The organism is Plantibacter sp. RU18 (genome assembly GCF_050613355.1).
Lineage (GTDB): Bacteria > Actinomycetota > Actinomycetes > Actinomycetales > Microbacteriaceae > Plantibacter.
In genome coordinates this window covers 4,006,530-4,033,148 of the sequence record NZ_CP159618.1, presented here as the reverse complement: position 1 = coordinate 4,033,148, position 26,619 = coordinate 4,006,530, and the positions used below count along the sequence as shown (strand labels likewise).

25 protein-coding genes and 2 pseudogenes are annotated in these 26,619 nt (G+C 63.1%); 19 read left to right on the top strand and 8 right to left on the bottom strand.

Going from position 1 to position 26,619, the window contains the following annotated elements:
- Positions 1-45 precede the first annotated feature (45 nt).
- A complete protein-coding gene (locus tag ABMA10_RS19165; RefSeq protein WP_431031543.1) occupies positions 46-345 on the bottom strand; it encodes a hypothetical protein in 300 nt (99 codons plus the stop codon).
- A 270-nt stretch (positions 346-615) separates the two neighbouring features.
- On the opposite strand from ABMA10_RS19165, the gene ABMA10_RS19160 reads away from it, so the two are divergent.
- The 8 genes from ABMA10_RS19160 to ABMA10_RS19125 all read left to right on the top strand — a co-directional run bounded on the left by ABMA10_RS19160 (position 616) and on the right by ABMA10_RS19125 (position 9,145).
- Positions 616-1,500, top strand: coding sequence for a sensor histidine kinase (locus ABMA10_RS19160; protein WP_431030857.1), 885 nt, complete (start codon positions 616-618; stop codon positions 1,498-1,500).
- On the top strand, positions 1,497-2,189 hold the full coding sequence (locus ABMA10_RS19155; protein WP_431030856.1) for a response regulator transcription factor: 693 nt from the start codon (positions 1,497-1,499) through the stop codon (positions 2,187-2,189). The genes ABMA10_RS19160 and ABMA10_RS19155 overlap by 4 nt, the downstream gene beginning before the upstream one ends.
- Positions 2,190-2,364: 175 nt before the next feature.
- On the top strand, positions 2,365-3,423 hold the full coding sequence (locus ABMA10_RS19150; protein WP_431030855.1) for an ABC transporter substrate-binding protein: 1,059 nt from the start codon (positions 2,365-2,367) through the stop codon (positions 3,421-3,423).
- Between the two features lie 16 nt (positions 3,424-3,439).
- Positions 3,440-5,194, top strand: a complete 1,755-nt coding sequence (locus ABMA10_RS19145) for an ABC transporter permease (protein ID WP_431030854.1) — start codon at positions 3,440-3,442, stop codon at positions 5,192-5,194.
- Positions 5,172-6,365, top strand: coding sequence for an ABC transporter ATP-binding protein (locus tag ABMA10_RS19140; RefSeq protein WP_431030853.1), 1,194 nt, complete (start codon positions 5,172-5,174; stop codon positions 6,363-6,365). Before ABMA10_RS19145 ends, ABMA10_RS19140 begins: the two co-directional genes overlap by 23 nt.
- Before the next feature lie 940 nt (positions 6,366-7,305).
- A complete protein-coding gene (locus ABMA10_RS19135; RefSeq protein WP_431031532.1) occupies positions 7,306-7,449 on the top strand; it encodes a type II toxin-antitoxin system RelE family toxin in 144 nt (47 codons plus the stop codon).
- Between the two features lie 113 nt (positions 7,450-7,562).
- Positions 7,563-8,807, top strand: coding sequence for an IS256 family transposase (locus ABMA10_RS19130; protein WP_431030682.1), 1,245 nt, complete (start codon positions 7,563-7,565; stop codon positions 8,805-8,807).
- 209 nt (positions 8,808-9,016) lie between these two features.
- Entirely contained in the window at positions 9,017-9,145 is a 129-nt protein-coding gene (locus ABMA10_RS19125) for a hypothetical protein (protein WP_431030852.1), read from the top strand.
- Positions 9,146-9,793: 648 nt separating this feature from the next.
- On the opposite strand, the gene ABMA10_RS19120 is transcribed toward ABMA10_RS19125, so the two are convergent.
- Positions 9,794-10,339 (bottom strand): hypothetical protein, encoded by a 546-nt coding sequence (locus tag ABMA10_RS19120; protein WP_431030851.1) that lies wholly within the window; start codon positions 10,337-10,339, stop codon positions 9,794-9,796.
- 1,019 nt (positions 10,340-11,358) lie between these two features.
- Positions 11,359-12,396, bottom strand: a complete 1,038-nt coding sequence (locus tag ABMA10_RS19115) for a GNAT family N-acetyltransferase (protein WP_431030850.1) — start codon at positions 12,394-12,396, stop codon at positions 11,359-11,361.
- Between the two features lie 495 nt (positions 12,397-12,891).
- On the opposite strand from ABMA10_RS19115, the gene ABMA10_RS19110 reads away from it, so the two are divergent.
- The 4 genes from ABMA10_RS19110 (at position 12,892) to ABMA10_RS19095 (ending at position 14,903) form a co-directional block, all read left to right on the top strand.
- Positions 12,892-13,740, top strand: coding sequence for a hypothetical protein (locus tag ABMA10_RS19110; protein WP_431030849.1), 849 nt, complete (start codon positions 12,892-12,894; stop codon positions 13,738-13,740).
- Between the two features lie 227 nt (positions 13,741-13,967).
- On the top strand, positions 13,968-14,165 hold the full coding sequence (locus ABMA10_RS19105; RefSeq protein WP_431030848.1) for a hypothetical protein: 198 nt from the start codon (positions 13,968-13,970) through the stop codon (positions 14,163-14,165).
- 144 nt (positions 14,166-14,309) lie between these two features.
- Positions 14,310-14,657, top strand: a complete 348-nt coding sequence (locus tag ABMA10_RS19100; RefSeq protein WP_431030847.1) for a hypothetical protein — start codon at positions 14,310-14,312, stop codon at positions 14,655-14,657.
- Positions 14,658-14,690: 33 nt separating this feature from the next.
- Positions 14,691-14,903, top strand: a complete 213-nt coding sequence (locus tag ABMA10_RS19095) for a histone-like nucleoid-structuring protein Lsr2 (protein ID WP_431030846.1) — start codon at positions 14,691-14,693, stop codon at positions 14,901-14,903.
- 999 nt (positions 14,904-15,902) lie between these two features.
- Here the strand turns inward: ABMA10_RS19095 and ABMA10_RS19090 are convergent.
- Positions 15,903-16,250, bottom strand: coding sequence for a nuclear transport factor 2 family protein (locus ABMA10_RS19090; protein WP_431031531.1), 348 nt, complete (start codon positions 16,248-16,250; stop codon positions 15,903-15,905).
- 238 nt (positions 16,251-16,488) lie between these two features.
- Between ABMA10_RS19090 and ABMA10_RS19085 the strand changes: the two genes are divergently transcribed.
- Together ABMA10_RS19085 and ABMA10_RS19080 are read left to right on the top strand one after the other, a co-directional pair.
- Positions 16,489-16,800, top strand: a complete 312-nt coding sequence (locus tag ABMA10_RS19085; protein WP_431030845.1) for a DUF202 domain-containing protein — start codon at positions 16,489-16,491, stop codon at positions 16,798-16,800.
- Between the two features lie 92 nt (positions 16,801-16,892).
- The gene (locus tag ABMA10_RS19080) at positions 16,893-17,129 is read left to right on the top strand and encodes a hypothetical protein (RefSeq protein WP_431030844.1); all 237 of its coding nucleotides are present in this window, start codon (positions 16,893-16,895) and stop codon (positions 17,127-17,129) included.
- A gap of 505 nt (positions 17,130-17,634) precedes the next feature.
- On the opposite strand, the gene ABMA10_RS19075 is transcribed toward ABMA10_RS19080, so the two are convergent.
- From ABMA10_RS19075 to ABMA10_RS19060, 4 genes are all read right to left on the bottom strand, one after another.
- Positions 17,635-18,987, bottom strand: a complete 1,353-nt coding sequence (locus tag ABMA10_RS19075) for an O-antigen ligase family protein (RefSeq protein ID WP_431030843.1) — start codon at positions 18,985-18,987, stop codon at positions 17,635-17,637.
- Positions 18,988-19,349: 362 nt separating this feature from the next.
- A complete protein-coding gene (locus tag ABMA10_RS19070) occupies positions 19,350-20,594 on the bottom strand; it encodes an IS256 family transposase (protein ID WP_431030682.1) in 1,245 nt (414 codons plus the stop codon).
- A gap of 498 nt (positions 20,595-21,092) precedes the next feature.
- Positions 21,093-21,419: a type II toxin-antitoxin system PemK/MazF family toxin gene (locus tag ABMA10_RS19065; protein ID WP_431030842.1), complete on the bottom strand. Its 327-nt coding sequence runs from the start codon at positions 21,417-21,419 to the stop codon at positions 21,093-21,095.
- Positions 21,416-21,622 carry an antitoxin MazE family protein gene (locus ABMA10_RS19060; RefSeq protein WP_431030841.1) on the bottom strand — a complete coding sequence of 69 codons (207 nt, stop codon included), beginning with the start codon at positions 21,620-21,622 and terminating at the stop codon, positions 21,416-21,418. Before ABMA10_RS19060 ends, ABMA10_RS19065 begins: the two co-directional genes overlap by 4 nt.
- A 411-nt stretch (positions 21,623-22,033) precedes the next feature.
- Between ABMA10_RS19060 and ABMA10_RS19055 the strand changes: the two genes are divergently transcribed.
- The 5 genes and pseudogenes from ABMA10_RS19055 to ABMA10_RS19035 form a co-directional block, all read left to right on the top strand.
- Positions 22,034-22,357, top strand: a complete 324-nt coding sequence (locus tag ABMA10_RS19055) for a LysR family transcriptional regulator (protein ID WP_431030840.1) — start codon at positions 22,034-22,036, stop codon at positions 22,355-22,357.
- A gap of 41 nt (positions 22,358-22,398) precedes the next feature.
- A protein-coding gene (locus tag ABMA10_RS19050; protein WP_431030839.1) for an IS3 family transposase occupies positions 22,399-23,666 on the top strand; the annotation gives its coding sequence in 2 pieces (ribosomal slippage) (positions 22,399-22,705 and positions 22,705-23,666; 1,269 coding nt in all).
- Positions 23,667-23,711: 45 nt separating this feature from the next.
- Positions 23,712-24,071 (top strand): annotated as a pseudogene (locus tag ABMA10_RS19045) (LysR family transcriptional regulator substrate-binding protein); the annotation flags it as partial.
- A gap of 19 nt (positions 24,072-24,090) precedes the next feature.
- The gene (locus ABMA10_RS19040; protein ID WP_431030838.1) at positions 24,091-24,312 is read left to right on the top strand and encodes a LysR substrate-binding domain-containing protein; all 222 of its coding nucleotides are present in this window, start codon (positions 24,091-24,093) and stop codon (positions 24,310-24,312) included.
- Between the two features lie 1,453 nt (positions 24,313-25,765).
- Positions 25,766-26,615, top strand: a pseudogene (locus ABMA10_RS19035) (IS3 family transposase); the annotation flags it as partial.
- Between the last annotated feature and the right edge of the window lie 4 nt (positions 26,616-26,619).

Sequence of the window (26,619 nt, the reverse complement as noted above, 5' to 3'; positions counted from 1 at the left end):
CTATCTCAATCGACCGACCGCCTCAGTCAACGCAGACGACCATCGCTAACCCACACGCTGCCCGAACGCACCGCGCTCACGCGCGCCGTCGACACCCAGGCACTTCAACCAATAGCTCCGCGTCGCCTCAGCCAACGTCTCAGCCGTCTCGTGCTCCGTGGCCATCGTGCCCACCTGTGTGCGTGGCTCCTCTACGACATTGGCTTTGGTCCAAAGCTCAAACGAGCGCATCAGAGCGAACATAAGCTCCGCGCGATCCGCACGTGTATCGATTGACCCCAGAGCCTCCTTCAGCGCTTCGACGACCGAAACAAACCGCGCGGGCACCACTTCAGATTCATGCATGCGCCCACGCTAACAGTCAGCTCAAACGGGCGACCGTTCTCCTGCTTAGCGTGCAATTTCCCGCCGTTACTTCCAAGACCCCACATTCAGACCGTGAGGAAGGGTCTGCTGACTCGATCCACCCGCGGCTCCTTGCGCACTCCGATCAACGCAGTCCACACACGCCCACATTCGTCTTCGCGACAGAGTGTGTCAATTCCAAGTGTGCAGCTCGGTTACCGTTCCGCCCTGAGTCGACACGTCAGAACGTCCCCGGTTAGGGTGGTCGGTATGGGCGACGGGGCACGATTCTTCACAGTCGCGCTCTTTGCATACGCAATGGCCGCGGCCGCGTCGATCGCCCTGATCGCGATAGGCCTCCCCGTAGGGGCCTATCTGGCCTGCGCGGCAGCACTCATGCTCGCCGGCGTTGCGCTCGACCGGCTCTGGCGCACCTACCGCGCCGACCGCGCGCGTCTGCTGAAACTCGATGAGCTCGACACCCGAAGGGCCGACCAAGCCGCCGTGCTGAGTCACGAGATCCGCACTCCGCTCGCCGTGATCCAGGGTGCCGCCGAGCTTCTCGCCGAGCAGAGTGCGGGGCCACTCACCGCGAAGCAGTCGATCTTCGTCAACCGCATCGTTGACAACGCGGTGCATATGCACACCTTCTCCGAACAGCTGCTGACCCGCGCGAGGCTCGAGGCCGGCCTGTTCTCGATCGACCGCGCCCTCGTCGACCTCCGCATCCTTTTTCGCAACGTCGTCGAAGAGCTGTCACAGATCTCCACGGCCACGATCGTTCTAGATGCTCCGGGTGCGCCCGTCCGCGCGATGGTCGACGCTCAAATGATCCGCCAGGTGCTGACGAATCTTGTTAACAACGCGGCGAGCAGCGAATCCGCCCCGGGCCGCGTCGAGGTGCGCATCGTTCCCGGTGAAGACGAGGTGATGATCTCGGTGAGCGACGGAGGCACCGGCATGACGGATGCGCAGCGGGAGCGCCTGTTCCGGCGCTTCTCGAGCGGGCGCCCGCTCGGCAACGGAACAGGGATCGGACTCTTCATCTCGCAGCAGTTCGTGGAGCTGCACGATGGCAGAATCTACGTCGACACAATCACCGGAAAAGGAACCACGATGATGTTCACGCTTCCGTTGGTGGAGCAGCGCCGATGACTGACGCGATGCCTCTCGCCTTCGTCGTCGACGACGAACCTGCCATGCTTGACATCATCACCTTCGCACTCGAGACGCAGGGGTTCGAGACCGAGTCCTTCCGCGCCGCCGAGACCACGTGGACCGCGCTCGGCCGCACGCGACCCGACCTCATCGTGCTCGACGTGATGCTCCCGGGGATGTCGGGGATGTCGTTGTGCCAGAAGATCAAGGCCAAGTGGGACATCCCGGTGGTCCTCGTCACCGCCAAGGGCGACGTGTCCGACCGCATCGCCGGGCTCGAGGCCGAGGCCGACGACTACATCGCCAAACCGTTCCACCCTCGCGAGCTCGCCTTGCGGGCGCAGCGCCTTATGCGTCGTGCCGAGACGGGCAAGGTCATCGTCACGAGCGCCGGCGGGCTCGAACTCGACCCAGCGAACCATGACGTCATCGTGAACTCCGAACGGGTGCCACTCACCGTCAACGAGTTCAAGATCCTGTCGGCCCTGGTCTCTCGACCGAATACGACCCTCGACTTCGCGCAGCTGCTTCTTCTCGGCTGGGGCGAATCCGATCGCATCGGCGAGCGCGAGATGATCAAGGCGGCGATCTACCGCATGAGGCACAAGCTCGACAAAGCGTCGCCCGGCAGCTCTACCGTGATCGAGAGCGTGCGCGGCACCGGCTACCTTCTGCGCACCGAATAGCCGCTCCACTTGGTGACAGGGCTGTCACCGTCCGTCACCCAGCTGTCACCGCCGGCATCTGACCCCCCGCCTAACGTTGAAGTCGTCGAGGACGACCGCGGCCATACGCCCCGGACTCATCCGCCGGCGCCCCACAACCGCACGACGCATCATTCCGAACGAAGGAGTTCATCTCATGCGACGCACCACCTTCCCCCTCACGATTGCAGCGGTGGCCGGCATGGCCTTGCTGGCCGGATGCTCGACATCCGCAGGAACCGGATTCGGCGCCGACAGTGCGTCATCCGAGCCCGTGACCTTCATCTGCAGCCCGCAGGAGGAATGGTGCCAGCTGATCGCTGCCGAGTTCACCAAGGTCTCCGGGATCCCCGCCAACTACGTTCGCCTGAGCGGCGGCGAGGCCGTTGCCCGTCTGAGCGCCACAGGCGAGACCCCCGAATTCGACGCCTGGTTCGGCGGAGGCGCCGAAGGGCACCTCGCGGCAGACGAGGGGGGCTACGTCGAGCCCTATGTCTCGCCCAACGCCGATGTGATCGCCGATGAGTACAAGGATGCAGACGGACGCTGGACCGGCGTCTACGTCGGGGCCCTCAGCTTCTGCTCCAACACCGACGTGCTCGACGAGATCGGTGCCGACGCGCCCACCTCCTGGAATGATCTGCTCGACTTGAAGTACAAATCCAACATCGCCATGGCGCATCCCGGAACATCCGGAACCGCCTACCAGGCGCTCTGGACCCAGGTCGAGATAGACGACGGCGACCAGGACGAGGCACTCGCCTACTTCGGCAAGTTGCACTCGAACATCCTGCAGTACTCGAAGAGTGGCAGCGCCCCGGGCCAGATGGCGGGTCGCGGCGAGGTCGCGACCGGCATCATCTTTGCCCAGGACTGCCAGAAGTTCATCAACGAGGGCTTCACTAACCTCACCACCACGTTCCCCGAAGAGGGCACCGGATACGAGGTCGGAGCCGTGTCGCTGATCAAAAACGCGCGCAACCCCGAGGGAGCCAAGGCGTTCATCGACTGGAGCCTCACCGCTGAAGCGCAGGACCTGGCCGCAACCGTCGGCAGCTACAGCGTGCCGACGAACCCCAATGCGAAGATCACCGACGACATGGTCGACTTCGACGACCTGAATTTGGTGCACGCCGACATCGATGCCGCGGGAGCCGCCCGCAACGAGCTCACCACCCGATTCGACACGGAGGTGGCGCCCGCTCCGAAGGAGTAGTCGCCGACACACGAACATGACCGCAACACTCGTCGCAGCTGCGAGCGGCCAGGCGCCGCCCGCAACACCGCCGCCCTCATCCGGTAGATATCGCTCGCGGGCACGCACCGACCGCAGCGTGATCGTTCTCGGCGTCGCCGTGGCGATCGTGCTTCTGCTGCTCATCGGCTACCCGGTCGTGAGCCTGCTCTCCGCCGCACTCGCTCCCGACGGCCTGGCCGTTCTCGGCCGCATCGTCACAGAACCCGCCAACCATCGGATCGTGCTGAACACCCTTGTGCTCGGCCTGATCGTCGGTGTCGTGGGAACCCTCGTGGGCTTCCTCTTCGCCTTCGCCCAGGTGCGGATCGCGTTCCGCGGCAAGCGCGTGCTGCACCTGCTCGCCATGGTTCCGATCGTGGCCCCGCCGTTCGCCGTCGCCACCGCGATGATCACCCTCTTCGGGCGCAACGGATCGATCAGCAACGGCATCTTCGGAATCAAGGGAGACATTTACGGGCTCACCGGCCTCGTAATCGTTCTCTCGCTCTCGTTCTTCCCCGTGGCATACATGAACTTCCGAGGCATGCTCGAGAGCCTTGACCCGAGTCTCGACGAGGCCGCCTCCGGCCTCGGTGCGGGCAAGCTCCGCATCTTCTTCTCGGTGACCATCCCGATGCTCGTGCCCGGCTTTGCCGGATCGTTCCTGCTGCTGTTCGTCGAGGCGATCGCCGACCTTGCCAACCCGCTCGTGCTGGGCGGCGACTACACGGTGCTCGCGAGTCGGGCTTACCTCGCGGTCACTGGCGACTACAACACCAGCGCCGGCGCCGCGTATTCGCTCACGATCCTGCTCCCCGCCCTGCTCGTGTTCCTGGTGCAGCGCTACTGGGTCTCGAAGCGCAGCGTCGTGACCATCACCGGCAAGCCAACCGGTCACTCCGAGCAGATCACCGCCCGCAGCATCCGCACCCCGGTGCTGGTCATCGTGGGTACGATCAGCGCACTGATCGTCACGATCTACCTGACCGTCCTCACCGGCGGATTCATGAAGGTGCCCGGGGTGAACAACGAATTCACCCTCGACCACTTCACGTTCGTGCTCACGGGCCTCGGTTCAAAGGCCATGACAGACACTGCAACGCTCGCCCTGATCGCCGCGCCGATCGCCGGAGTGCTGGGAATGCTCATCGCGTGGCTGGTCGTACGAAAGCTGCGGCGGGCATCCGGCCTGCTCGATTTCGTCGGGATGCTGGGGCTCGCGGTACCCGGAACCGTGCTCGGCATCGGCTACGCGCTCAGTTACATCAACCCGACGATCATCTTCGGCGTGCAGATCCTTCCGGCCCTGGCTGGCGGAACGGCAGCGTTCTCCGGCGGCATCGCGATCGTGATGGTATACATCACCCGATCGCTCCCGTCGGGCCAACGAGCGGGAGTCGCGGCCCTTAACCAGATTCACCCGGCGATCGAAGAGGCATCCACCTCGCTCGGGGCGGGCTCGGGAACGACGTTCCGCAAGGTCACCCTGCCCCTCATCCAGTCGGCGCTCATCTCGGGGCTGACATTCGCGTTCGCCCGGTCGATGACAACCCTCTCGCCGATCGTCTTCCTGACGACACCCGGCATCAAGATCATGACGTCGCAGATTCTCGCCGAGGTCGACTCCGGTCGGTTCGGCAATGCGTTCGCCTACTGCACGGTCCTCATCCTGATCGTGCTGACACTCATCCTCATTATCAACCTCCTCGTTCGAAAGGTGATCTTCCGTGGTCGCACACACCGTCGTTGACGACACAGACGCGCTCGCCGAAGCCGTCGGCCTCGATCCCGCCATCGAGTCGGGGCGGATCACCCTCACGGCGCTCACCAAACGCTACGGCAAGAACGCGGACGGCCCCCTGGCCGTCGACTCGATCACCCTCGACATCGAGCCGGGCGAATTCATCACGCTCCTCGGGCCGTCCGGCTGCGGCAAGACATCAACCCTGCGCATGATCGCCGGGTTCGAGGATCCGACTTCCGGTGCCCTCGAGCTCGACGGCAGCGACGTCATCCGGGTCGCGCCCAATCAGCGGCCCATGTCAATGGTGTTCCAGTCGTACGCCCTCTTCCCCCACCTGTCGGTGCGCGAGAACGTCTCCTACGGCCTCAAGCTCAAGAAGGTTCCTCCCGCTCGCCTTCGCGAGGAGGTCGACACCGTTCTCACGATCATGAACCTTACGAACTACGCCGATCGCGCGCCGCACCAGCTCTCGGGCGGCCAGCAACAGCGCGTCGCCCTGGCCCGCGCGCTGGTCATGCGCCCCAAGGTGCTGCTGTTCGACGAGCCCCTGTCGAACCTCGACGCCAAGCTGCGAGTGCAGATGCGCAACGAGATCCGACGCCTGCAGCGCCGGCTCGGCATAACGAGCATCTTCGTCACCCACGACCAGGACGAGGCGATGACACTCTCCGATCGCATCGTCGTGATGAACCGCGGCCGCATCGAGCAGGTCGACGTGCCCGACACCGTCTACCGTCAGCCGTCCTCGGTGTTCGTCGCCGACTTCATCGGTCGAGCCACATTTCTGGATGCGACGATCGTCACCCCGCCCGTCGACGGGCGGGCGCGCGTGGTTGCGCTGGGCCGGGAGTTCGAGACGGCCTGCAAAGACGGCGTTACCATCGACAGCGATGTGCTGCTCATGATCAGGCCGGAATCGGTACGCCTCTCGGAGCGAGTCGACGTCGAAGAGGTGCACGGCGATGTCGGTCGAGTTCTCAACACGATCTTCCACGGAGACAGCGTCGAATACGAGATTGAGACCGACTCGGGCGCGATCGTCGCGAGCGTCTCCGACCCGTCTGTCGCCGACATCCTGCACCCGATGGACTGCGTTCGGGTGAGCATCGCGGCAGACCGCGGATGGCTGCTACCGAAGAGCACCGACGACGAGGCCCTTCTGGCTAGCTCGCGCTGAGCCGGCCGGGCCTGCGCTCAGCTCGCCTTGCGGCGGTAGATAGCGAGCTCCACCACGTACGCGGCGAGGATCCCGGCGAGCCAGGCGAGCGCGATCCAGATCTCGCCGCCGCACGGGCTGCCCCACGACCGAAACCCCGTCCGACTCCCCCGCGGACTTCTGGCTCAACCCCACCATCCCCGGCGACCAATTCCTCATCGACGAAGTCATCCGGAAGGCACTGCCCATCGCGGACGACCTCGACTGGTACCCCGTGGGGGGGGTCACCGGCGACGGCCGGCACCTCATCGAAAGCACAGGCTGAGCCCTCGAATCGGGTTGGACTCACGATTGGACACGCTACGAGCGGACGGAATGACTCGCAGGTTTGAGTATGTCAACCTGAACCAAGTCCACTAGGTCGGGGCGGTTTCTAATACTCGTCGCAACACTTGAGTAGCTTCAGGAGTTGTGATGTCACCAGTTTGAACGTTTCAGAAGATGTCGAACTGTGCGCGGACCTCGCGCATGAGGTCGAAGATGAACTGCGATCGCTCCGACTCATCTGGCCGCGCGTTTCTGAGCGCTAAGCAATGGGCCGGCAGCCCATCCCCCGATACGCTGCCGACCCCGACCGTCACGCTTTCGCGCCTGGCCTTGGACACGACCATCGTGCACACGGAGCACGCTCCACGCGCACGGAACCTCCCACCGTGCCCACCTCAACCTAGCCACCCAGCTAACCCGGCACTACCCTCTAAAAAGAGGACAGTTCATCTCAGAAAGACCTAGAATGTTTCGGCCGAGAGATCTCGGTTCGTAGATGTGTCCTCCTGAGGAAGATGCGCTGCGGTGTGGGTGGCGGGTCCCCCCGATTCGGCCACCCACACATGAATATCCCAGGCACAAGCGTTTCGAAGTCGCGAGCTAGAGGGCGGCAACGTCGCGTGCGGCCTGGTCGATTTCGATTCTCTCCCTCGAAGATCCACGTCAACGCGGCAAAGGACTCACCGCGAACCGTTCCGGATACTGGCGGTATCGCGTTGGTGACTATCGTCTTCTCGCCGAGATCCGAGACAACGAGCTCGTCATCATCGCTGAGTAGTGCCCCATAAGGTGGTGTAGCCTGCGGTGGCCGGCTCGGTCTTGGACGTGAGCGCGGTCACCGTGTGACTCCTTCGAGAAGTCTCTAACCTCCACTCGAAAGGCATCATCACGATGACCGCTCCACATATTGTCGACCCTGCACACCTTCTTGGCGAAGCCCTGACCGACGCGTCTCCCGATCTGATGCGGTCGCTGCTGCAAACCATGATCAACGCGCTCCTCTCTGCCGACGCTGACGCGGTGATCGGCGCCGAGTGGGGCCAACCCACCCCGGGTCGCACCGTCCAACGCAACGGCTACCGGCACCGCGACCTCGATACCCGCGCCGGGACCATCGATGTCGCGATCCCGAAGCTGCGCTCTGGCACCTACTTCCCGGAGTGGCTCCTCGAGCGCCGCAAACGCGCCGAGACCGCCCTGATCACCGTCGTCGCGGACTGCTACCTCGCCGGCGTCTCCACACGCCGCATGGACAAACTCGTGAAGACCCTCGGGATTCACTCGTTGTCGAAGTCGCAAGTGTCCCGGATGGCTGCGGACCTCGACGAGCACGTTGACCAATTCCGACACCGCCCGCTCGGTGATGCCGGCCCATTCACGTTCGTCGCCGCCGACGCTCTCACCATGAAAGTCCGCGAAGGCGGACGCGTCATCAACGCCGTTGTTCTCGTCGCGACCGGGGTCAACGCCGATGGGCGCCGCGAGGTCCTGGGCCTGCGGGTGGCCACGTCGGAGACCGGGGCGGCGTGGAACACGTTCTTCGCCGACCTCGTCGCCCGCGGTCTGACCGGGGTTCGTCTGGTCACTTCCGACGCGCACCGCGGTCTGGTCGAGGCGATCGCCGCGAACTTCCCCGGCGCGGCCTGGCAACGCTGCCGCACCCACTACGCCGCGAACCTGATGTCGGTGACCCCGAAGAGTCTCTGGCCCGCGGTCAAGGCTATGCTGCACTCCGTTTACGACCAGCCCGACGCCGACGCCGTCCACGCCCAGTTCGACCGGCTGTTGGACTACGTCGACGGGAAACTGCCCGCAGCTCACGAACACCTCGACGCTGCCCGCGCCGACATCCTCGCGTTCACCGGGTTCCCCGAGGGGCTCTGGCAGCAGATCTGGTCGAACAACCCGAACGAGCGCCTGAATCGTGAAATCCGTCGCCGCACCGACTCCGTCGGCATCTTCCCCAATCGCGACGCGATCACCCGGCTCGTCGGCGCCGTCCTTGCCGAACAGACCGATGAATGGGCCGAGGGACGCCGCTACCTCGGACTCGACATCCTCGCCAAGAGCCGCCTCACCATCGTCCCCGACACCGGAACCGAGGTGCCCGAACCAGAACTCGCCCTCAGCGCCTAACCCAACGAATCGAAGGACACACGGCTACACCACTCCACGGGGCTTGACCTCAGACTCCGGGATGACCCCGACACCTACACGAAACCCCACGCCTTCTGCGGCTGCTTCTTCGGCTACTCGACCCCGCCGTCGACGTCACCGAGCCGGGAGAATGACCATTTGGCGCAGCGCGCGATCGTCACGCTCATCGACGACCTCACGGGCTGACCATGACTGGATACGGACTCCTCACCCACGAACAAGCAGGACTCTGGCTCGGCCTCGCAACCGCGATCCTCGGACTCGGCATCGCAGCCGCCAACACCACCACCGACCGAGGCCGACACGCCAAACGGTGACATGCAGAGGGGCGTCTGATCTCTTGATCGGACGCCCCTCTGCCATGTGTCGCGAGGTCTAGAGCTTGCTCGTCCCCGCTCGTTGACTACTTGTCGACCTCTTGCGCCGCCGAGCCCAGCTTGCCCCAACGGTACCGAGACCGACTATCGCTGCTACGGCGGCCACGGCCCACACGTGCCACCAGAAGAACGAATCCATAGTAACTCCTGCCTACTCGGATAGGTCGGATGCCCGGGACTCAGCAGCCGTACCGGGTGTCGACAAGAAAGCGCTGACTGACATAGCTACAAGAGCCGCGGCCATGGCGATACCCCAAGCGACAGCTCCACCATTGAGTTCCTTGATGAGGACGTAAATCGCGGCACCCGCGCACACCAAGGTCAATGTCCAGCGCATCTGATTGGGCGTGGATCTAATGCTCATCATGAAGCCTCACTGATCCCTCATCCACCAACGGTTGAGCATCACGACGCCACCCCAGAAGAGAAGCATGAGCGCGACGAGAAAGGCAGCCATGCCCAGGACCTCACCGAAACTAGCTTGAGCAGTTGTCGCGAAGATCACGCAGTACACCGGAATCGTACAGAACCCTGCGATAACTGCCTGACGGACCTTCAACGGCCTTCGCATTTTCGACGCGTCGTTCCTCATACGGTGACGCACTTTCCTTGGTTGCCGCCGATGTAGAGTTTCATTTCTTGGCCGTTCTGGCACACACCGTTCGTTGCCAGAGTGTTAGCGGCAACCAATATCAGCACCTCGAACGCAGCGCAGAGCGCCGCGCCCACCCCGGGGAGTAAACAGAGCGCCGCGCCCCCGGCAGCCATACCGCCGTTGATGATCGCCCCTTGCTCCCAGGCGTTGAAGAGGATGTAGATCCCGCCAGCGTCTTCTCCGCCTCCGATGCGCCCATCTTCAGCCGGTTCGACGAACGTCAGAGTAAGCCCATCATCGAGAGTGAAGGTTACTCTTTCGTCGCCATCGACGACGGTCGATGTGTGCGGGACTCCGGCAGCTTTGAGTCCGTCGAGCATTTCCTGCCCGTCCATTGCCTGGTCTGGGGCCGGCGTCTCGACAGCAACTGCCGTGAGCGAGATCGTGGGAGTCACAGCGTGTCCGCTCGATGGGGTGCTGACGGCAAAGACCACACCGATCGCGGCAGCGACTGCCAGCGGCTTCATGAAACTCAACATCTTTGTCTCCTCTCGCGACCACATGGGTGCGCGGTCGCATAGGCACGCTAGGAGCGCGATCATGTTGATATTCCCAGCAACCTCGTTAAGCATTCGTTCGGGTGATCTCGCTGCCCGCTCAGTGCCGCATCCGTGACGATGCTCATGCCACGACCCCGATCCTTGGCAATTCCGGTGTCAAGCTGAGCTTGATCGGATAATGGCAACGAGTCTTGCGATCGCTCAGGCGGTGGGATAGACCAGCTTCGTGTCGTTTGGGGTGCCCGAAGGTGCTTCGAGAGGCGCGGCTGAGGGGCCGCATTGACGTGATCCTGTGCGAGCGTATGACGGAAGTCATTGGCGAGGAACGGAGGCGGGCCCTGCCTCTGTCCAATTCGAACGGTCTAAGCGGGCAATGTTCGTGATCCATTGTGTTGATAGCAGCCAGCAAGTGATCTGGTCTCCCGTTGGACGCCGACTTACCGCTGGCTCGGGTATTTCCCCCGAAGCGTCCTGGCCGAAAACCTCGAAGTAATAGTCGCACCACTCGCCGTAGTCTGTGCGGAACAGATGCTCGGACGGTGCTGCGAACTCGACGATGTATTGATCGAGGCCCTGTTCGGCGTAGGAGAGCAGGGATGTGAGCCGTTGCTCCACCACCAGGGGTGTGGCGGGTCCGGCCCAGGCCCACACGGGGGCATGTTGGTCGCCGCTCGGTCTTGCCTCCTCCATGAGTTGCGCCATGCCGCGATATGCGTGGAGGTTTGCGGGATGGACCTTGTCCCAGGATCCGTCAAAGCCACCTGAAGATCGCGTCAGCCGGTCAGGTACGTCTAACTGACACGTCCACCCATCTACTTGGTCTCTCATGGTTCCCGCATGCTACATGCACAACGCGAGGCGGATCTTGCTCGGAAGAGCGACACAGGAGTGTGGTCTCCTGAACCGCCGTGAATGGTTGCAAGCGGACGCCATGGCCGTCCGGTCCAAACAATCCGCCATGGCGAGTGTGCGGGCAGGTGTAGCTGCCGGTGAGGTGGTCAGTACTGTCGGACGAGGGTGAGCGAACGGTTGTGGGTGTGGAACCCGACGGATTCGTAGAGTGCGACGGCGCCGGTGGGGCTGTCTGAGTCGACGTCGAGCATTGCGTGGGTCAGGCCAGCTGCGCGATAGGCGGTGAGGGCGTGTGTGAGTAGGGCTCGGGCGATTCCATGGCCGCGGTAGTGAGGTCGCGTGCCTAACAGTTCGATGTATCCGAAGGTGAATCCGAGCTGTTCGAACTCTTCAGGGTTGACCGTGGTGGTGAGAAATGCTGCGACTTCATTCGCCTCCCAGGCGATGAATGAGAGGTCGTGTCTGGCGATCGTGAGGTTATCGTAGGTGTTCCAGTCTGTTCGGGACGCAGGTTGGCTGCCCCAATGGTCGCGAAACGCTTCATTCGATGCATCTCTCACTTGGTCCGCGTGCGTTTTCGCGTATGGAGTGATTCGAAAGGCTGGGTCCAGGACGGTGGCGTTGATCGGATGACGAAGGCCGCGACGGAGCTCGAGCCACCAGCGACGAACGTTGAACCCGCCGTGCTGCAGAAGTCGGATGGTCTGTGTTGAGGTCTCGTTAGCGGTGGAGGTGAGCCATCCGGGTAGGGGTTCGTCGTGTGTGGCGAGGATCTGTTCGCCACGAGCTTGTTGCCACGCAAGGAGTCGGCGCCCGAGACCCATGTTGCGCCACCGCGGATCGACCTGACCATCGAGTCCGACTCGGACGACCGTTTCCGCCGTTGAGGGGCGAACGACGATCCCATATGCGACGAGTGTTCCATGTGGGGCGACAGCGCCCAGCGTGTCTTGTTCGATGTCGAGTTCTTCGCGGGTCAGATCATTGTTCGTTTCGTCGATCGAGATCACCACACTCGGGTGATCGATGATCCCCGCTCTGCCGCGCAGCGCATGCACCTGGGACGCATCGGCGACGGTCAGTGGACGCCAGGTCACATCAATTGGCCCCATCGGAAGAGGAACCCGGTTCGGTGACGCGTCGACGCGGGACCTCAATGGCGAGATGCTCATCTGCATCATCATACCGGCAGGCTTCGGTGAACCTTCCCAAGGTACGAGAACCCTGCATCCTGCGTCGCGATCCCGCGGCCATTGCCAACCAAAGGAGACCTTGTCTCCGAGGGTCTAGACGGTTCCGGTCGTCCATCTGAGTACTCCACTTTGGTCTGCGATCCACGGGAGTCAACCGCGCTCCGCGTCCCTCCTGGATGCCTCTCCGGGGCACGGGTGGCGCCCGTTCCTCTTCAGCGTCGCGCCGCTTGTCAGGTGGATGACCTCGAAGCATGGGAGCCGGCTCCGTCGCGATCGATGATCACTTGAAGCGCGTGTCGCATGGAGTGGACGATCCTGAGGATCGCTAGATCCTGCTCGCCTTGCCCATATTAGTTCCGCACTAAACGCAATGATGCGTTCTCATTTGAGGAAATCAAGCGTCCTGCGTGAACATACATACGAAACTGATGAATGTGAGTATTTATTATGATTAGAACCAGTCGAGCATCGTTGCTCGGAGCGGCGATGACGGCAGTTCTGGCGCTCGGCGCAGGGAGCGGTGCCCAAGCTTCCGAACATGATGATTTCGACCCGCTCGCAATAGTCCAGGATCGAGAACTACTCGCTTCAGAGGACAACGCGTCGGGCCCGCAGAAGCCTGTGCAAGATCAGCTTCGGGGAGAGGAAACGCTTCCAGCCCCTGTTGCAATCTCGCCAATCTCCAAGACGGCAGGAGTGTACGAGGTAGACGCTGAGGCGACGGTGATCACCGAGGCATCGTACGGAATCGTGACGGGTACTGGGCGTGAGAACACGAACGCGAGTTTCGTGGTCTTGAGGAATGCTAGCGCGCCCACCTCGTACGACTTCGAGATCGGTGATCCCGGAACCACGTTGTCTCTTGTCGAGGACGGCAGCGCCATCGTGACCGACGCCAGTGGGCAAGCCGTCAACTACCTCATGGCACCTTGGGCGCGTGATGCCAACGGTGTCGAGCTGGCAACGCACTACACCGTGGCGGACAATATCGTGACGCAACACGTGAACACGACGGGAGCGGTGTTCCCGGTCGTCGCAGACCCAACCACCGGGTGTGGTACCGGATGGTGCTCGGTGTACTTCGACCACGCTGAAACCAATGCCATCGCGGCTGGCGGGCCCACTGGTGCAGGCGCGCTCACCGCCGGTTGCGCGCTTCTGAATCCTGTAGTTGGTGCAGGCTGCGCCATTGTGAGCGGAGCAATCGCCGCGGTAGCACTCGCCGCGAAGACGAACGACAACTGCGTTGGGGGCGTCGGATACGGCTTCCCGGGCACGCCATATGGTGGGTGGAACCCGTTCATCGAGAACAAGGGCTCAAGCCACTGCCCGTAAGGAGAGAACATGAGCGTTCGAATCTACAGAAGTGGGCTGATTGTCCTGGGGGCACTCTGCCTCATGATGACACCATTGGCGATCGTGGGAGCAGTCTCTCCGATCGTCACAGCTGTAGCGTTCATCGCAGTCATCCTATGGATCGTCATCCAAGCTGGATCTCACCAATCCCGGGAAACGAAGTCGAATAGACGCAGCGGATAGCTGAGGGCGCTTTTGAAGCGGCCGTGCGAGCACTCTCGCGCGGCCGCTTGCTGCTCTTGCTCGCGATGCATGTGGTGCCGCTGCTGAACTTCGGTGTGCCGACATGGCTCGCGATCCTGCCGCTGGGAGGGACCCTGATCCTCGCCACCATCGCGATCATCTCAGATAATCGACGCATGTTCCGATTTAGCGTCGCGCCGCTTATCAGATGGATGACCTGAAGCATGGAACCCGGCGTTCGCGACACTCGCCGCAGCGGTGCACCGGCTGTCGCTTGCGATCGACCCACACATCGATCACGTCGCAACATTTGTCCACCGAAACAGCGAACCCGACGCCGAGCTAGTGGCACGACTACTCAGCCGGTGACCGGCACGACTGACGGAACACGATGGAAGGGGCATGAGGCCATGATCGGCATTGGCACCACTGAACAACGAGCAGCACGTCACGCCGCTCGCGCCCGAGAGGCCGCTCTTCGGTCCGCCGCTGTGCGCCTCTTCGGCCGCGGTGCACGGGTGGAGTTCACCCGAGACGAGGACAAGCTCGCCACGGTGACCGTCACCTGGCGTGGCCAGCGACTCGATGACGAACAGCTTCTCGAAATCGCGCTCCACGAGTTCGAGAAACGGCTCCCCGGGTTGTCGTGGATTCACACCATTGACCGCGTCGAACGCCGCGTCCGATTCGTGCGCAGGATGGCACGGGGATGATCGCCGCCGCCGCAGAACTGGGAGAGTAGCCGTATGGCCAAGCGCACCGTGACAACGCTCGTGGACGACCTCGACGGCACAGAACTTGAGCGAGGATCTGGCGAGACGATCCGCTTCGGCATTGACGGCCGACACCATGAAATCGACCTCAGCGACGAGCACGCGGCCGAGCTGCGCGAGACGCTGCGCCGCTACGCCGAAGCCGGACGGCGGGTTGTCCCGCTCGGCTCTCGCCGCCGCCGGTAGCTCACCAAGGAGGACCACATGGTTACGACGTGGGAGAGCGCCCGCGAGCAGTGGCAGAGCCGCCACCCGGAGACGCCCGTGGACGCCTACGCCGCCGCGGTGCAGTCCGCCGGCCACGAGGCGGACGCCGCCACGCAGCACCGTGCGCAGCTCGAAGTGGCTGCCTCGAGCGAGGCCGTCGCAGCCGGTGAGCAGCAATGGAAGACCGATTACGCGGCTGTAGAGCGGGCAGAGAGCGCCGCAGCGTCCGCGTCGGTGTTCCGGCGCGCGGCCGCGCAGAAGGAGGCCGAGGCGGCGCGCAGTGCGTTCGAGGACCGGCACCGGGTGGCGCCGGCACCGCGGCCGTCCGAGGCGCAGCGGCAGGCGTGGGCGCGCGCTGCGGTCGCTGCCGGCGCAGGGGGGAAGCTGGGTGCCGCGCGGGCGGCAGAGCAGCGCGCGATCGCGCACCACAACGAGCTGCGTCGTGACCCGGCCGCGAAGCAGCCGGCTGCACCACGGCCCGGCACGCCTGCACAGGAGAAGGCGAGGGACGTCGCCTTTGGGGCGCGGCAGCGCGGCCCCGAGCGGCAACAGCAGCGGGACGCCCGACTGGCGCGTGAGCGTCAGCAGAGCGTCCCGGACAAGTCGCTTACGGTCGAGCTTAAGCCCGTTGGGGGTGTTTGGGTAAAGGGAGCTCGCGGCACTGCCGCCGCTCAAGTAGACGCGTCCCGTCCTCTGGCGGCGCAGCCAACGTCCTGCGAGAATCACCTCAAACACCGAAACGGAGGTACTGATGATCGGCTCTATCCCGGCGATTGTGCCGTCTATCGTGTTCGTGCTGATTGGTCTGGCATGGCTGGTGCAGGGCTGCGGATGAACCCGCACCCCTTCGCCGCCGAGACACCCGCCCGGACGCGGTATGGGTCCACTGCATTGTTGTCGGGTGGTGCGGTCGTCGTCATGGTGGGGTCGTTCGTTCCGACGCTCGCCATGGCGAGCGTCATCGTGCCGGGTGTGTCGCTAGGTTCGATAGTTCTTGAACGCTTCCAGGTCGGTCCAGCTGGGCCACGTTGTTTCCCAGACGCGATAGATTCGCCCGTCCCTGAACGTTGCGATCAGGATGACCTCGATCCGAGTTTCGGATTCGTCCGGTCGTTTCGTAGTGATCCAAACTCGTGCAGCGACACGATCACCAGCATCCACCCATGCGTCTTCGGCAACTTCGACCGCGTATTGGATTTCGGTGTCGTAGACCTTCTCATGTTCGAGTCGGAACGATTCATATCCCTGCGTGACCCCGTTGGAGAACATCGCGAATTCGGGATCGTAGAACCGTTCGATGGCGCTTGCGTCTTTCTCTACGACCATGACCGCAAAGATGTCCCGCAGCATTCTGATACTCATCATGCAACTCTCGCACGAGTATTGCCCTGCAGTGGAAACGCGCGTGATAATGCCACCACGGCCATGTCTCAGAAATCTGTTGATTGTTGAGACGGGCGTGAGGGTGTATTTGGCCAACTCTGACAGTGTTCGTGAAGTTGTGGATAGGTGGGGGTGGGAGTGCTCGAAGCTCCGTTTTCCTAGCGACCACAAGGAGAACCACATGGTCACCACCACGACGCAGCGCGACGCGGCCGAGCGGCAGGAGCGCGACTACATCGAAGCGATCAGACGAAACCGTCTCGCGTGGATGCGTCTCAGCCTCGCGTTCGCGAGCGCCGCGTTGGTCCTCGCCTGCAGCCTCCTCAGTGGCGTTGACTCAGCACTTGGGCTCGTGCTGGTCAGCGCAGCCCTCGCCGTTGTGCTGACCGGGGCCGCCTCCTACCGATTCGGTGAACCCTACTGGTGGCTGCGCATCGTCTACATCTTCGCCGCCGTACAGGTGGCCGGCACCTGGATCATCCGGCTCGGTTAGCTCCGCAACGCAGACCGCCAGCCACCACGTACAGGCGTCGCCGGTAGAGTGCCAGGACGGGCCGGGGGCCGGTCCACACCGTAGGGGGAACCGTGACGCATCCGAATCCGCAACTCGAAGCGCTCATCAAATCCGTTCGACCAGCACTGAGGGACGCGCAGCCGAACGAGGCGGAGCGGTCGCAGTTCATCTACGACCTGGTGCGCGAGGTCTACGACTACGCGAAGTTCGACGTCTCTGGACCGGGTGCGGACACCGACGAGCGGGCCTATTTGGGTGGCGTCGTGGACGCGGCGCTGCCGCCGCTGTTCTGGGCTCCGAAGGCGTAGTTATCCACAGAGGAAACACCCAGACTGTCATAATCTAGATTATCAGCGCATTAAGATCGTGGGTTGCATTCGATGCATGATCTCGCGACCCGGGGTTGTAGGCGCCGTTTGGCGGGATCACAGAAGCGCTCACGCGTTAGCCAAGGGACCTCAAGCAACTGAATAGGTTCTCCACTCTGGCTTCGAGGGGCGTGCGCGCGGATTTTTCCACTCGGACGTCCCTCGCTTATTCGAGTGCTGGGCGGTCGTGCGCTGCTCCCGCCTCGCCCCGAGCCCGCCTGTTCGGGGTTGCTCATCGATGGCGGCCTCCCGGCGCGAGCGGCGCGTTCAGGTGAGTCATTCGTGGCCCAACCTTCACGCAGATCCTGCGGAACGCTTGCAGCTACCCGATCGCGGGGAAGTTCAAGATGGCGTCTCCAACAGGCGGGAGTAGCACGGACTGCCGCACCATCCAGCCGGGCTCGGCAATCTTGAACACGTTCACGAACGGCCGCGTGCCCAACGGCTACGCCGCCTGCTGATGTGATGCGGGGGCGCCCGAGGCCGGGCGCCGGGCACCCTTGATTGGCTTCCGAGCCGGCTGATCCAATGCCGTCTTCGTGGCAAGCATCGTCAGGAGAACCCACCCGGATTCGAAGAGGATGCGACTCTCGGTGATGGTTTGTGAAATCAGAAAGACCGTGAGCGTGAGCGGTACCGCCGCAACCACTATCGCTCCTACGCCCGAGCGGTCGTACGCGTGCGGGAGCAGTCGTATTGCTCGGTAAAGTGTTCCACCGATGAGCGCGACGAAGACGATCAAGCCGAAGACGCCGAGCTGGAGCCAAACGTCAAGCCAGGCGTTGTGCGCCTGCAGCTGGCGTACCCCATTGCGGACGGCAAGGTCAGAGAAGACTGGCTCCCAGCCGGCCCACGGGCTCGCGAATCCCCACCCCACGACCGGACTTTCTTGCACCAGCTGCCAGACAACCCCCCAGATTTCGGTTCGGCCGGTCAGGTCCGAGCTCTTCCCAAGTACAGCGAGGACTTCCTCGGACCAACGCAACGCACCGAGTGCGACAACCGTCGCGACACCAACGACCACCACAGCAAACCCGTAGCGTAGCCCGCGGGGCCGAATCATCCGCGCCGACACGACTGCAGCAACGACGACTGCAGCCGCGAGCAGACCCAGCAGAACAGTTGTAGAGAAGGTCACCCACAGGGTTGTGAGCGTGACGATTACACCCGCAAGCGGCACGACCTTGCGACGAGCAGCCACGAGCCGAACCAGAAACAGAATGAGCGCTACCGCTGCGACGAACGCCAGCAGATTCGCGTTCCCAACGATCCCCTGAATACGCCCACCGTCAAACAGCAACCCCCGAGACCAGTACGCCAGCACCGGCGGTTTCGCAGTGCCAAAGGCTGTGAAGAAGGGGAGCACTGGTTGTCGAATGAACAACGCAACCACCAGCTCGAACACGAGTGACAACATGATGACCGCGAACGCCGAGCGGCGCACTGCTGCGAAGATTTCATCCCATGACAAACACAACGCCACGATCACTCCCAGTGTGGTGCAGAGCAGCATCCCCAGGAGCGTCACCGCCGTACCTACCCGGTACGCCGACCAGAACAACGACACCACCGCCAAGCCGATATAGGCGAGCAACGCCCAAGGCACCGCTCCGAGCCTCCCCCGCACACCACGACGTGCAGCAACCGCGATCAGGTAAGCCGTCGAAGCGAACGCGACAACCGCATAACCCCAGATCGTGGCGACATTGGTCCAAGTCGTTCCAGCGAACGCGACGAACAAACCCCACGTCGCTGCGGCACGCACATCCTGCATCCAGAACCAGCACTTCTGCCGCACTGAACTCCTCACACAACCTCGCGCGTACGGACATGCGGGCTGAGCCCACAGAGCAGGAATGGCGCGCAGAACCACAGCACGGCCGTGCCAGCCAGGATGGAGAACCCGCGCCCGACCGCACCGCCAAGAATGACGAGGACCTCCATCGGTCCCGCGTTGAACCTACTAATCCGGCCCGCCCAACACTTGAGCACCTGCGACATCGACTCCATGATTTCCTCTGCTGTGATCCGTCATCATCCTGGCTGCCGATACCACCCGGCCCCATATTGGAAGAGTTCACCGGCCGACGCATGCCATCGGAGCAACCCTGGGTCAAGCCCCGTGGAGTGGTGTAGCCGTGTGTCCTTCGATTCGTTGGGTTAGGCGCTGAGGGCGAGTTCTGGTTCGGGCACCTCGGTTCCGGTGTCGGGGACGATGGTGAGGCGGCTCTTGGCGAGGATGTCGAGTCCGAGGTAGCGGCGTCCCTCGGCCCATTCATCGGTCTGTTCGGCAAGGACGGCGCCGACGAGCCGGGTGATCGCGTCGCGATTGGGGAAGATGCCGACGGAGTCGGTGCGGCGACGGATTTCACGATTCAGGCGCTCGTTCGGGTTGTTCGACCAGATCTGCTGCCAGAGCCCCTCGGGGAACCCGGTGAACGCGAGGATGTCGGCGCGGGCAGCGTCGAGGTGTTCGTGAGCTGCGGGCAGTTTCCCGTCGACGTAGTCCAACAGCCGGTCGAACTGGGCGTGGACGGCGTCGGCGTCGGGCTGGTCGTAAACGGAGTGCAGCATAGCCTTGACCGCGGGCCAGAGACTCTTCGGGGTCACCGACATCAGGTTCGCGGCGTAGTGGGTGCGGCAGCGTTGCCAGGCCGCGCCGGGGAAGTTCGCGGCGATCGCCTCGACCAGACCGCGGTGCGCGTCGGAAGTGACCAGACGAACCCCGGTCAGACCGCGGGCGACGAGGTCGGCGAAGAACGTGTTCCACGCCGCCCCGGTCTCCGACGTGGCCACCCGCAGGCCCAGGACCTCGCGGCGCCCATCGGCGTTGACCCCGGTCGCGACGAGAACAACGGCGTTGATGACGCGTCCGCCTTCGCGGACTTTCATGGTGAGAGCGTCGGCGGCGACGAACGTGAATGGGCCGGCATCACCGAGCGGGCGGTGTCGGAATTGGTCAACGTGCTCGTCGAGGTCCGCAGCCATCCGGGACACTTGCGACTTCGACAACGAGTGAATCCCGAGGGTCTTCACGAGTTTGTCCATGCGGCGTGTGGAGACGCCGGCGAGGTAGCAGTCCGCGACGACGGTGATCAGGGCGGTCTCGGCGCGTTTGCGGCGCTCGAGGAGCCACTCCGGGAAGTAGGTGCCAGAGCGCAGCTTCGGGATCGCGACATCGATGGTCCCGGCGCGGGTATCGAGGTCGCGGTGCCGGTAGCCGTTGCGTTGGACGGTGCGACCCGGGGTGGGTTGGCCCCACTCGGCGCCGATCACCGCGTCAGCGTCGGCAGAGAGGAGCGCGTTGATCATGGTTTGCAGCAGCGACCGCATCAGATCGGGAGACGCGTCGGTCAGGGCTTCGCCAAGAAGGTGTGCAGGGTCGACAATATGTGGAGCGGTCATCGTGATGATGCCTTTCGAGTGGAGGTTAGAGACTTCTCGAAGGAGTCACACGGTGACCGCGCTCACGTCCAAGACCGAGCCGGCCACCGCAGGCTACACCACCTTATGGGGCACTACTGGCTAGGCTGTGCTGGTCGGCGCCGAATCCCGGACAGCCCCCGGGCATCAACGATGAAGCTTGGACGAGACATCCCTCGGCGCCGACCTTGTCTCGCGTCAAGTAGTCGGCTCCGCTTTCTCAAGTGACCTGGACTCCGGCATGTCCAGAGCCACCTTCTACCGACGAGCCGACGCCCTCGTATAACCATTGAACCGCCGTCCAGCCAGGTGCTCCAATACCTGACAGTGTGACGGTTGGTCGGAAGGAGCAACACCAGTGGACGATGAGATGGAAGCCCGCTCTCAACGCCGTCGCCATCACCTTCGCCGACCGCTGGCCGGCCGCGGAGACCTACTAAATGAAAACCGCCGGAAACACCGTTACTGAGATAGTCCCGGCTACTGAGCCAGGCCGAGGAAGGCCAGCATCGCTCGTTCGACTTCAACCAGTTGCCCCGCAGTAAGTCGTCCGACACGCTCTTGAACGTTGCTGCGCCGCACCGTGGTGAGCTTGTCGATCATCACGTGGCTGTCCTGACGAAGACCAGACAGCTCAGTACCCGCGATCGAAATGCGCAACAACGGCGCATCGACAGTGGTACTCGTCAGAGGCAGTACCGTCACCGAATCCGTCGCGTCAAAGCGATCGTCTTGAATAATCAGCGCCGGCCGAGGCTTCGACGCGTACACACCCCCCGCGACTGTCCAGAGATCACCGCGATTCACTCGTCATCCCACGGAGCCGAGAGAGCCTCGATGAACGCCTGATCATCGCCACGTCGATCCGCAAGCGCCACCGCAACCGACTGGCGGTGTGCCTCCGCCGCGAACATCTCGGTGCGCACATCAGGCACCCACACCTGGACCGGACGATACCCACGCTCACGCATCCGTTGCCGGTAGTCACTCACGCGATCTCGAACACCCATACACCAATTGTTACATGTAACAGGTGCGAAGTCATCACCCGAACCAAGAAGACCCCGCCATCCGCGCAGAAATTGAGGACATTCAACGTTCAAAAAGGGCTCAAAATCATTGGCCTTAAAGGCGCTTACCTAGAATATCTCTTCTAGCTTAGAAGTCGTTACTGGGACATATCAGACTCCCGGCCCTCCTTCACAAGGACCAAATTCGCCACCAGGGCGTTCTCCCGGACGCGGTACCAAAGATGTCCAAGACCGGTTGGCCGATGCTCCACTTTCACGAAAGCCCCCCAACTCTCCTCCGGTGAACATCGCTAGCTCGTGCTATCTAACATCTACACCTGCCAGGACGAGGACCGCCTCGACACCTTCTCGTGAGTAGTTGTGCAGCCTCGAGCGATTAGCGTGTGTCACATGAATCTTGGCCAAGTAGAGGCTCTCATAGCGGTCGTGGACTATGGTTCCTACGCGGCGGCTGCCGATGTGTTGCGGATTTCTCAACCCTCCATCACTAGGCGTCTACAGGCGTGCGAGGCGGAACTTGGCGTTGCTCTGTTCATGAGGTTAGGCCGCGTTATGCGAGTCACCGAAGCAGGTCGATCTATGCTTGGGCCTGCTCGTCGAATGCTTCGCGAGGCTCATGAGCTCCGTGCTTTAGCCGCCGCACAGCAAAACCTGACAGCGGGCACGCTACGAATCGGCGCATTGCCGTCTCTTGTCGCGACTGAAGCGCCCTGAGTTTGTTGGAGACTCCTGACCTTGGAAACGAGGATGGAGTCATGGTGTCGAATCAGGGATCTGGGAAGCCGACGGCGCGTCGGTATTCACCGGAAGAAAAGGCCGCCGCGGTCCGGATGGTGCGGACGCTGCGGGCAGAGCTGGGGACCGAGCACGGGACGGTGCAGCGCGTCGCGACGCAGCTCGGTTACGGGATCGAGTCGGTGCGGACCTGGGTGAAGCAGGCCGACGTCGACGACGGGCACGTCGCGGGTGTGAGCACGGCGGAGGCGCGTCGGGTGCTGCGGGAGCTTGAGCAGGAGAACCGCGAGTTGCGGCGGGCGAACGAGATTCTGAAGCGGGCAGCGTCTTTCTTCGGGGCGGAGCTCGACCGCCAACACCGGAAGTAGTCGCGTTCATCGACGCGAACAAGAACGACGTCGTCGAAGGTCGCCCGCTCGGAGTCGAGCCCATCTGCGCACTCTTGCAGGTGGCTCCGAGCACGTATTACGCCGCGAAAGACCGCGCTCCGTCGGCGCGATCACTCAGCGATGCTGCCCTCACGCCCGAGCTTGTCACGCTCTGGGAAGACAACTATCGCGTTTATGGTGTCCGCAAGCTCTGGAAGAGCGCCCTCCGCGCGGGGCTCAGTATCGGGCGAGATCAGACGGGCCGGCTGATGCGTGCTGCGGGCATCGAGGGAGCGACGAGGTCGAAGCGAGTGAAGACGACCAGGACCGACCCGGCCTCGGCGAGGTATCCGGATTTGGTGAAACGAGAGTTCACCGCAACAGCCCCGAACCGGCTCTGGGTGACGGATCTGACGTTCGTGCCGACGTGGGCGGGCGTTGCCTACGTCTGTTTCATCATCGACGCGTTCAGCCGGATGGTCGTGGGGTGGCGGTGCGCGTCGCACATGCGTACGGAGATGGTCCTCGATGCGATCGAGATGGCGAGGTGGGGGCGCGGCGCTCACCACGCCGATCTCCGCTGCCACAGCGACGCAGGGTCTCAATTTACGTCGATTCGCTACGGGGAACGTCTCGCCGAGATCGGTGCAACACCATCGATCGGAACCGTCGGCGACAGCTACGACAATGCCCTGGCCGAGACGGTGAACGGCTACTACAAGACGGAACTCGTCCGCGGGCCCGCACGCCCCGGACCCTGGCGAACAGTCGAGGACCTCGAGCTCGCGACGCTCGGATGGGTGCACTGGCACAACACGCAGCGCCTGCACGGCTACCTCGGCGACGTCCCACCCACCGAGTTCGAGCAGGCCTTCTATGCTGGCCAAACCGCCGTCGACCAGCTGGCGGGAATCAAATAGCGCGAGTCTCCATCAGACCCAGGGCGCTTCACGACACATGTCCCCGACCTTGTCGCTCGCTTTCACCAAGCCCACCCAGAGGTCCGTATCGAAGTGATCGGAGCAGATGGATCCCATGAACTACTGGACGCGATCGAACTTGGTCGGGTCGACGTTGGCATCACAGAGACAGTTGAGGCCGGAGCAGGCGTGGACGTCCGGGTACTCGAGGAGCAGCCTTTTACGATGGTCTTCCCGCCCTCGACGGCCGTCTCATTTGAAGCGCCTTCTGTCGAGTCTTCCGCCCAGCTCGGTGTTGTGAGTGCCGAGACCTTGGCTGCTGAGCTGGCTAAACATACACTGGTCACGCTTCCCCGTGGGACGTCAGTGCGATCGCTTACGGATCGTGCGTACCTCAAGCTCGGCGTCCGCCCCCCCGCGCCTCGTGGTGATCACCGAGCGCGAGGCGCTCACCCGTTTCGCAATGGCCGGCGTCGGCGTCACTGTTGTTCCCGAACGTCTCGCCGTTTGGGCCGCTATGCATGGTGCAATTATCCGCGATTTCCCTTTTCCCGTGACCCGCCAGATTGGACTCCTCACCCGCACGGGAGATCCAAGGGCTCCCGCCACTGAGGCTTTCCTGAAGCTCGCCCTGCAGCAGCACTGACTGAAGGTGCGAGTCCTGCGCAACCATGCCGGAAACGTGACACCATCACCTTCGGCGATCCACTGGCGGGTCAGAGCGCACGACGAAGATCTACGCCGACGGTTCCCGCCAGTGGATTGATCTCCAGAAACCTACCGAAGCTACTGCGGCCGAGGCTGAGCGATCGGGACTCTCCGGCTGCTCTGCCTCTGCTGGATGGAACGTGAACTGCAAGCCGGAGATCCGAGACATCGTCAGCTTCGCTTCGTTCGTGATCGACTACCAGACGAGTTCTGCTGGCGCAGCAAAGGTGCGCGACATGCGCGAAAAGCGCTGCGGTAACACCGTCGGCAGTTGCACCGTAACCGGCGAGATCAAGCGCGCCACACAGTCCGGTTCGGCCCCCGCATGGGCCGAGCTCGCTCCGTCAGATCGGCTGTGCCGTGACCGGGCGGGGCGCAAACGGCCTGGGATGCAGCCGCCACTTGAACACCGACGAGCACCAGTCAGTGCAAGCGATTTACACCGCTGCGTTCTCGCAGCACCCGTGCCCTGGCTGCGACGCGGCCGCCGGACAAGCCTGCACGCTTGATGATCCCCGGGCCGTACGCCACTACTGATGCTCATCCGCATCACCATACCGGCAGGCTGTAGCTACGAGCCAAGGCACCAGACGGTCATCTCGGTACCCGAGTGCTAGCGGCGCCTGAGAAACCACCCACTCTGTCCCAGATCTGCTTCGCGGTCGCCGCCGTCGGTGCGGCAACTGCCATGGTGCCTTGGTCCGCGCGTCGGGGGGAGCCCTGACGATCCCATGCGGACAGTCGTTGCTCGTGATCCAGGCCTCAGCCGCGCATCTCGAACGGATTCTCCCGCAACTCACCAACGTTCTCGCCCGGGTCCGGGACGTCACCAATCAGCGCGCATCCAAGTAACGATCTGGAGAGTCGGCCTCTCAGCAGTGGTGACACTAGGGCTGGTTGGGGTCTACCGTCGTCCAGGACGATGAGCGTGGCAGGGTGCCCTGAGGGTGGGAGCAGGATGATGCGTGTGTTGTTTGTGTGTAGTCGGAATCGCTTACGGAGTCCGACAGCTGAAGTGCTCTTCCGGCAGGTGCCCGGGATTGAAGTAGCGTCGGCAGGCCTCAAACGTGATGCTGACGAAGTCCTGACGTCCGAGGACGTTGAGTGGGCTGATCTCATTCTTGTGATGGAGCGCACACATAAGCAGGAACTCACGCGCCGTTTCGGCCCCTCCCTTGCGCACACACGCGTGGCAGTTCTGGGTATCCCAGACCAGTATGACTACATGGCGCCCGAACTTGTCGCGTTGCTGCGCCGGAAGGTGCCGCCCTTCCTCCGCTGATCCATTCGCCGCAGCGACCCCACGTCCGGATCTGAGCCATAGGGACTGCTGTCGGTTTGGTTGACTCCAACGCTGTGAGGATTTCGGTTCTCACGGAAGGATGGTCAACGTGCCGAAAGCATTTCCCAGAGAGTTCCGGAACGATGTCGTCGCGGTCGCGCGTCGGGGCGAAGCCCCGATCAGCCGAATCGCGAAAGACTTCGGTGTGTCCGAGTCGTGCCTGCAACGATGGCTGAAGATCGCGGACGTCGAAGACGGCGTTAAGCCCGGTGTCACGCAGGCTGACGCGGCCGAGCTGCGCGAGGCGCGGAAACGCATCCGGTTGCTCGAGCAGGAGAACGAGATCCTGCGGCGGGCGGCGGCGTATCTGTCGCAGGCTTCACTCCCCAAATGATGTTCCCGCTGGTCCTTGACCTTGCCGCTGATCGGATTCCGATCACGGTGACCTGCCGGGTGCTGGGCTTTCGAAGCAAGCGTTCTTCAAATGGCGCGCGAACCCGGTGTCGCAACGTGACTGGGACAACGCTCACCTCACGAACGCTGCCGTCGATCTGCATCGCGACGATCCAGCGTTCGGGTATCGGTTTATCTCGGACGAGATCGAAGCCGAGCGTGGCCTCGTCGCCTCGGAGCGTCGTGTGTGGCGGCTGTGTTCCGAGCAGCGGCTTTGGTCCGTGTTCTCGAAGAAGCGTGGCCTGAACCGCAAAGCCGGGCCGCCCGTGCATGACGATCTCGTGCTTCGTGAGTTCACCGCGACCCGGCCGGATCAGTTGTGGTTGACGGATATCACCGAGCATTGGACCGATGAAGGCAAGCTGTATCTCTGCGCGATCAAAGACGTTCACTCGAACCGGATCGTGGGCTACTCACTCGACTCACGGATGACCGCGCAGCTCGCTGTCGCGGCGCTGCGCAACGCGGCCGCTCTGCGGGAGCCCGTGGGAACGACGCTGCACTCGGTGT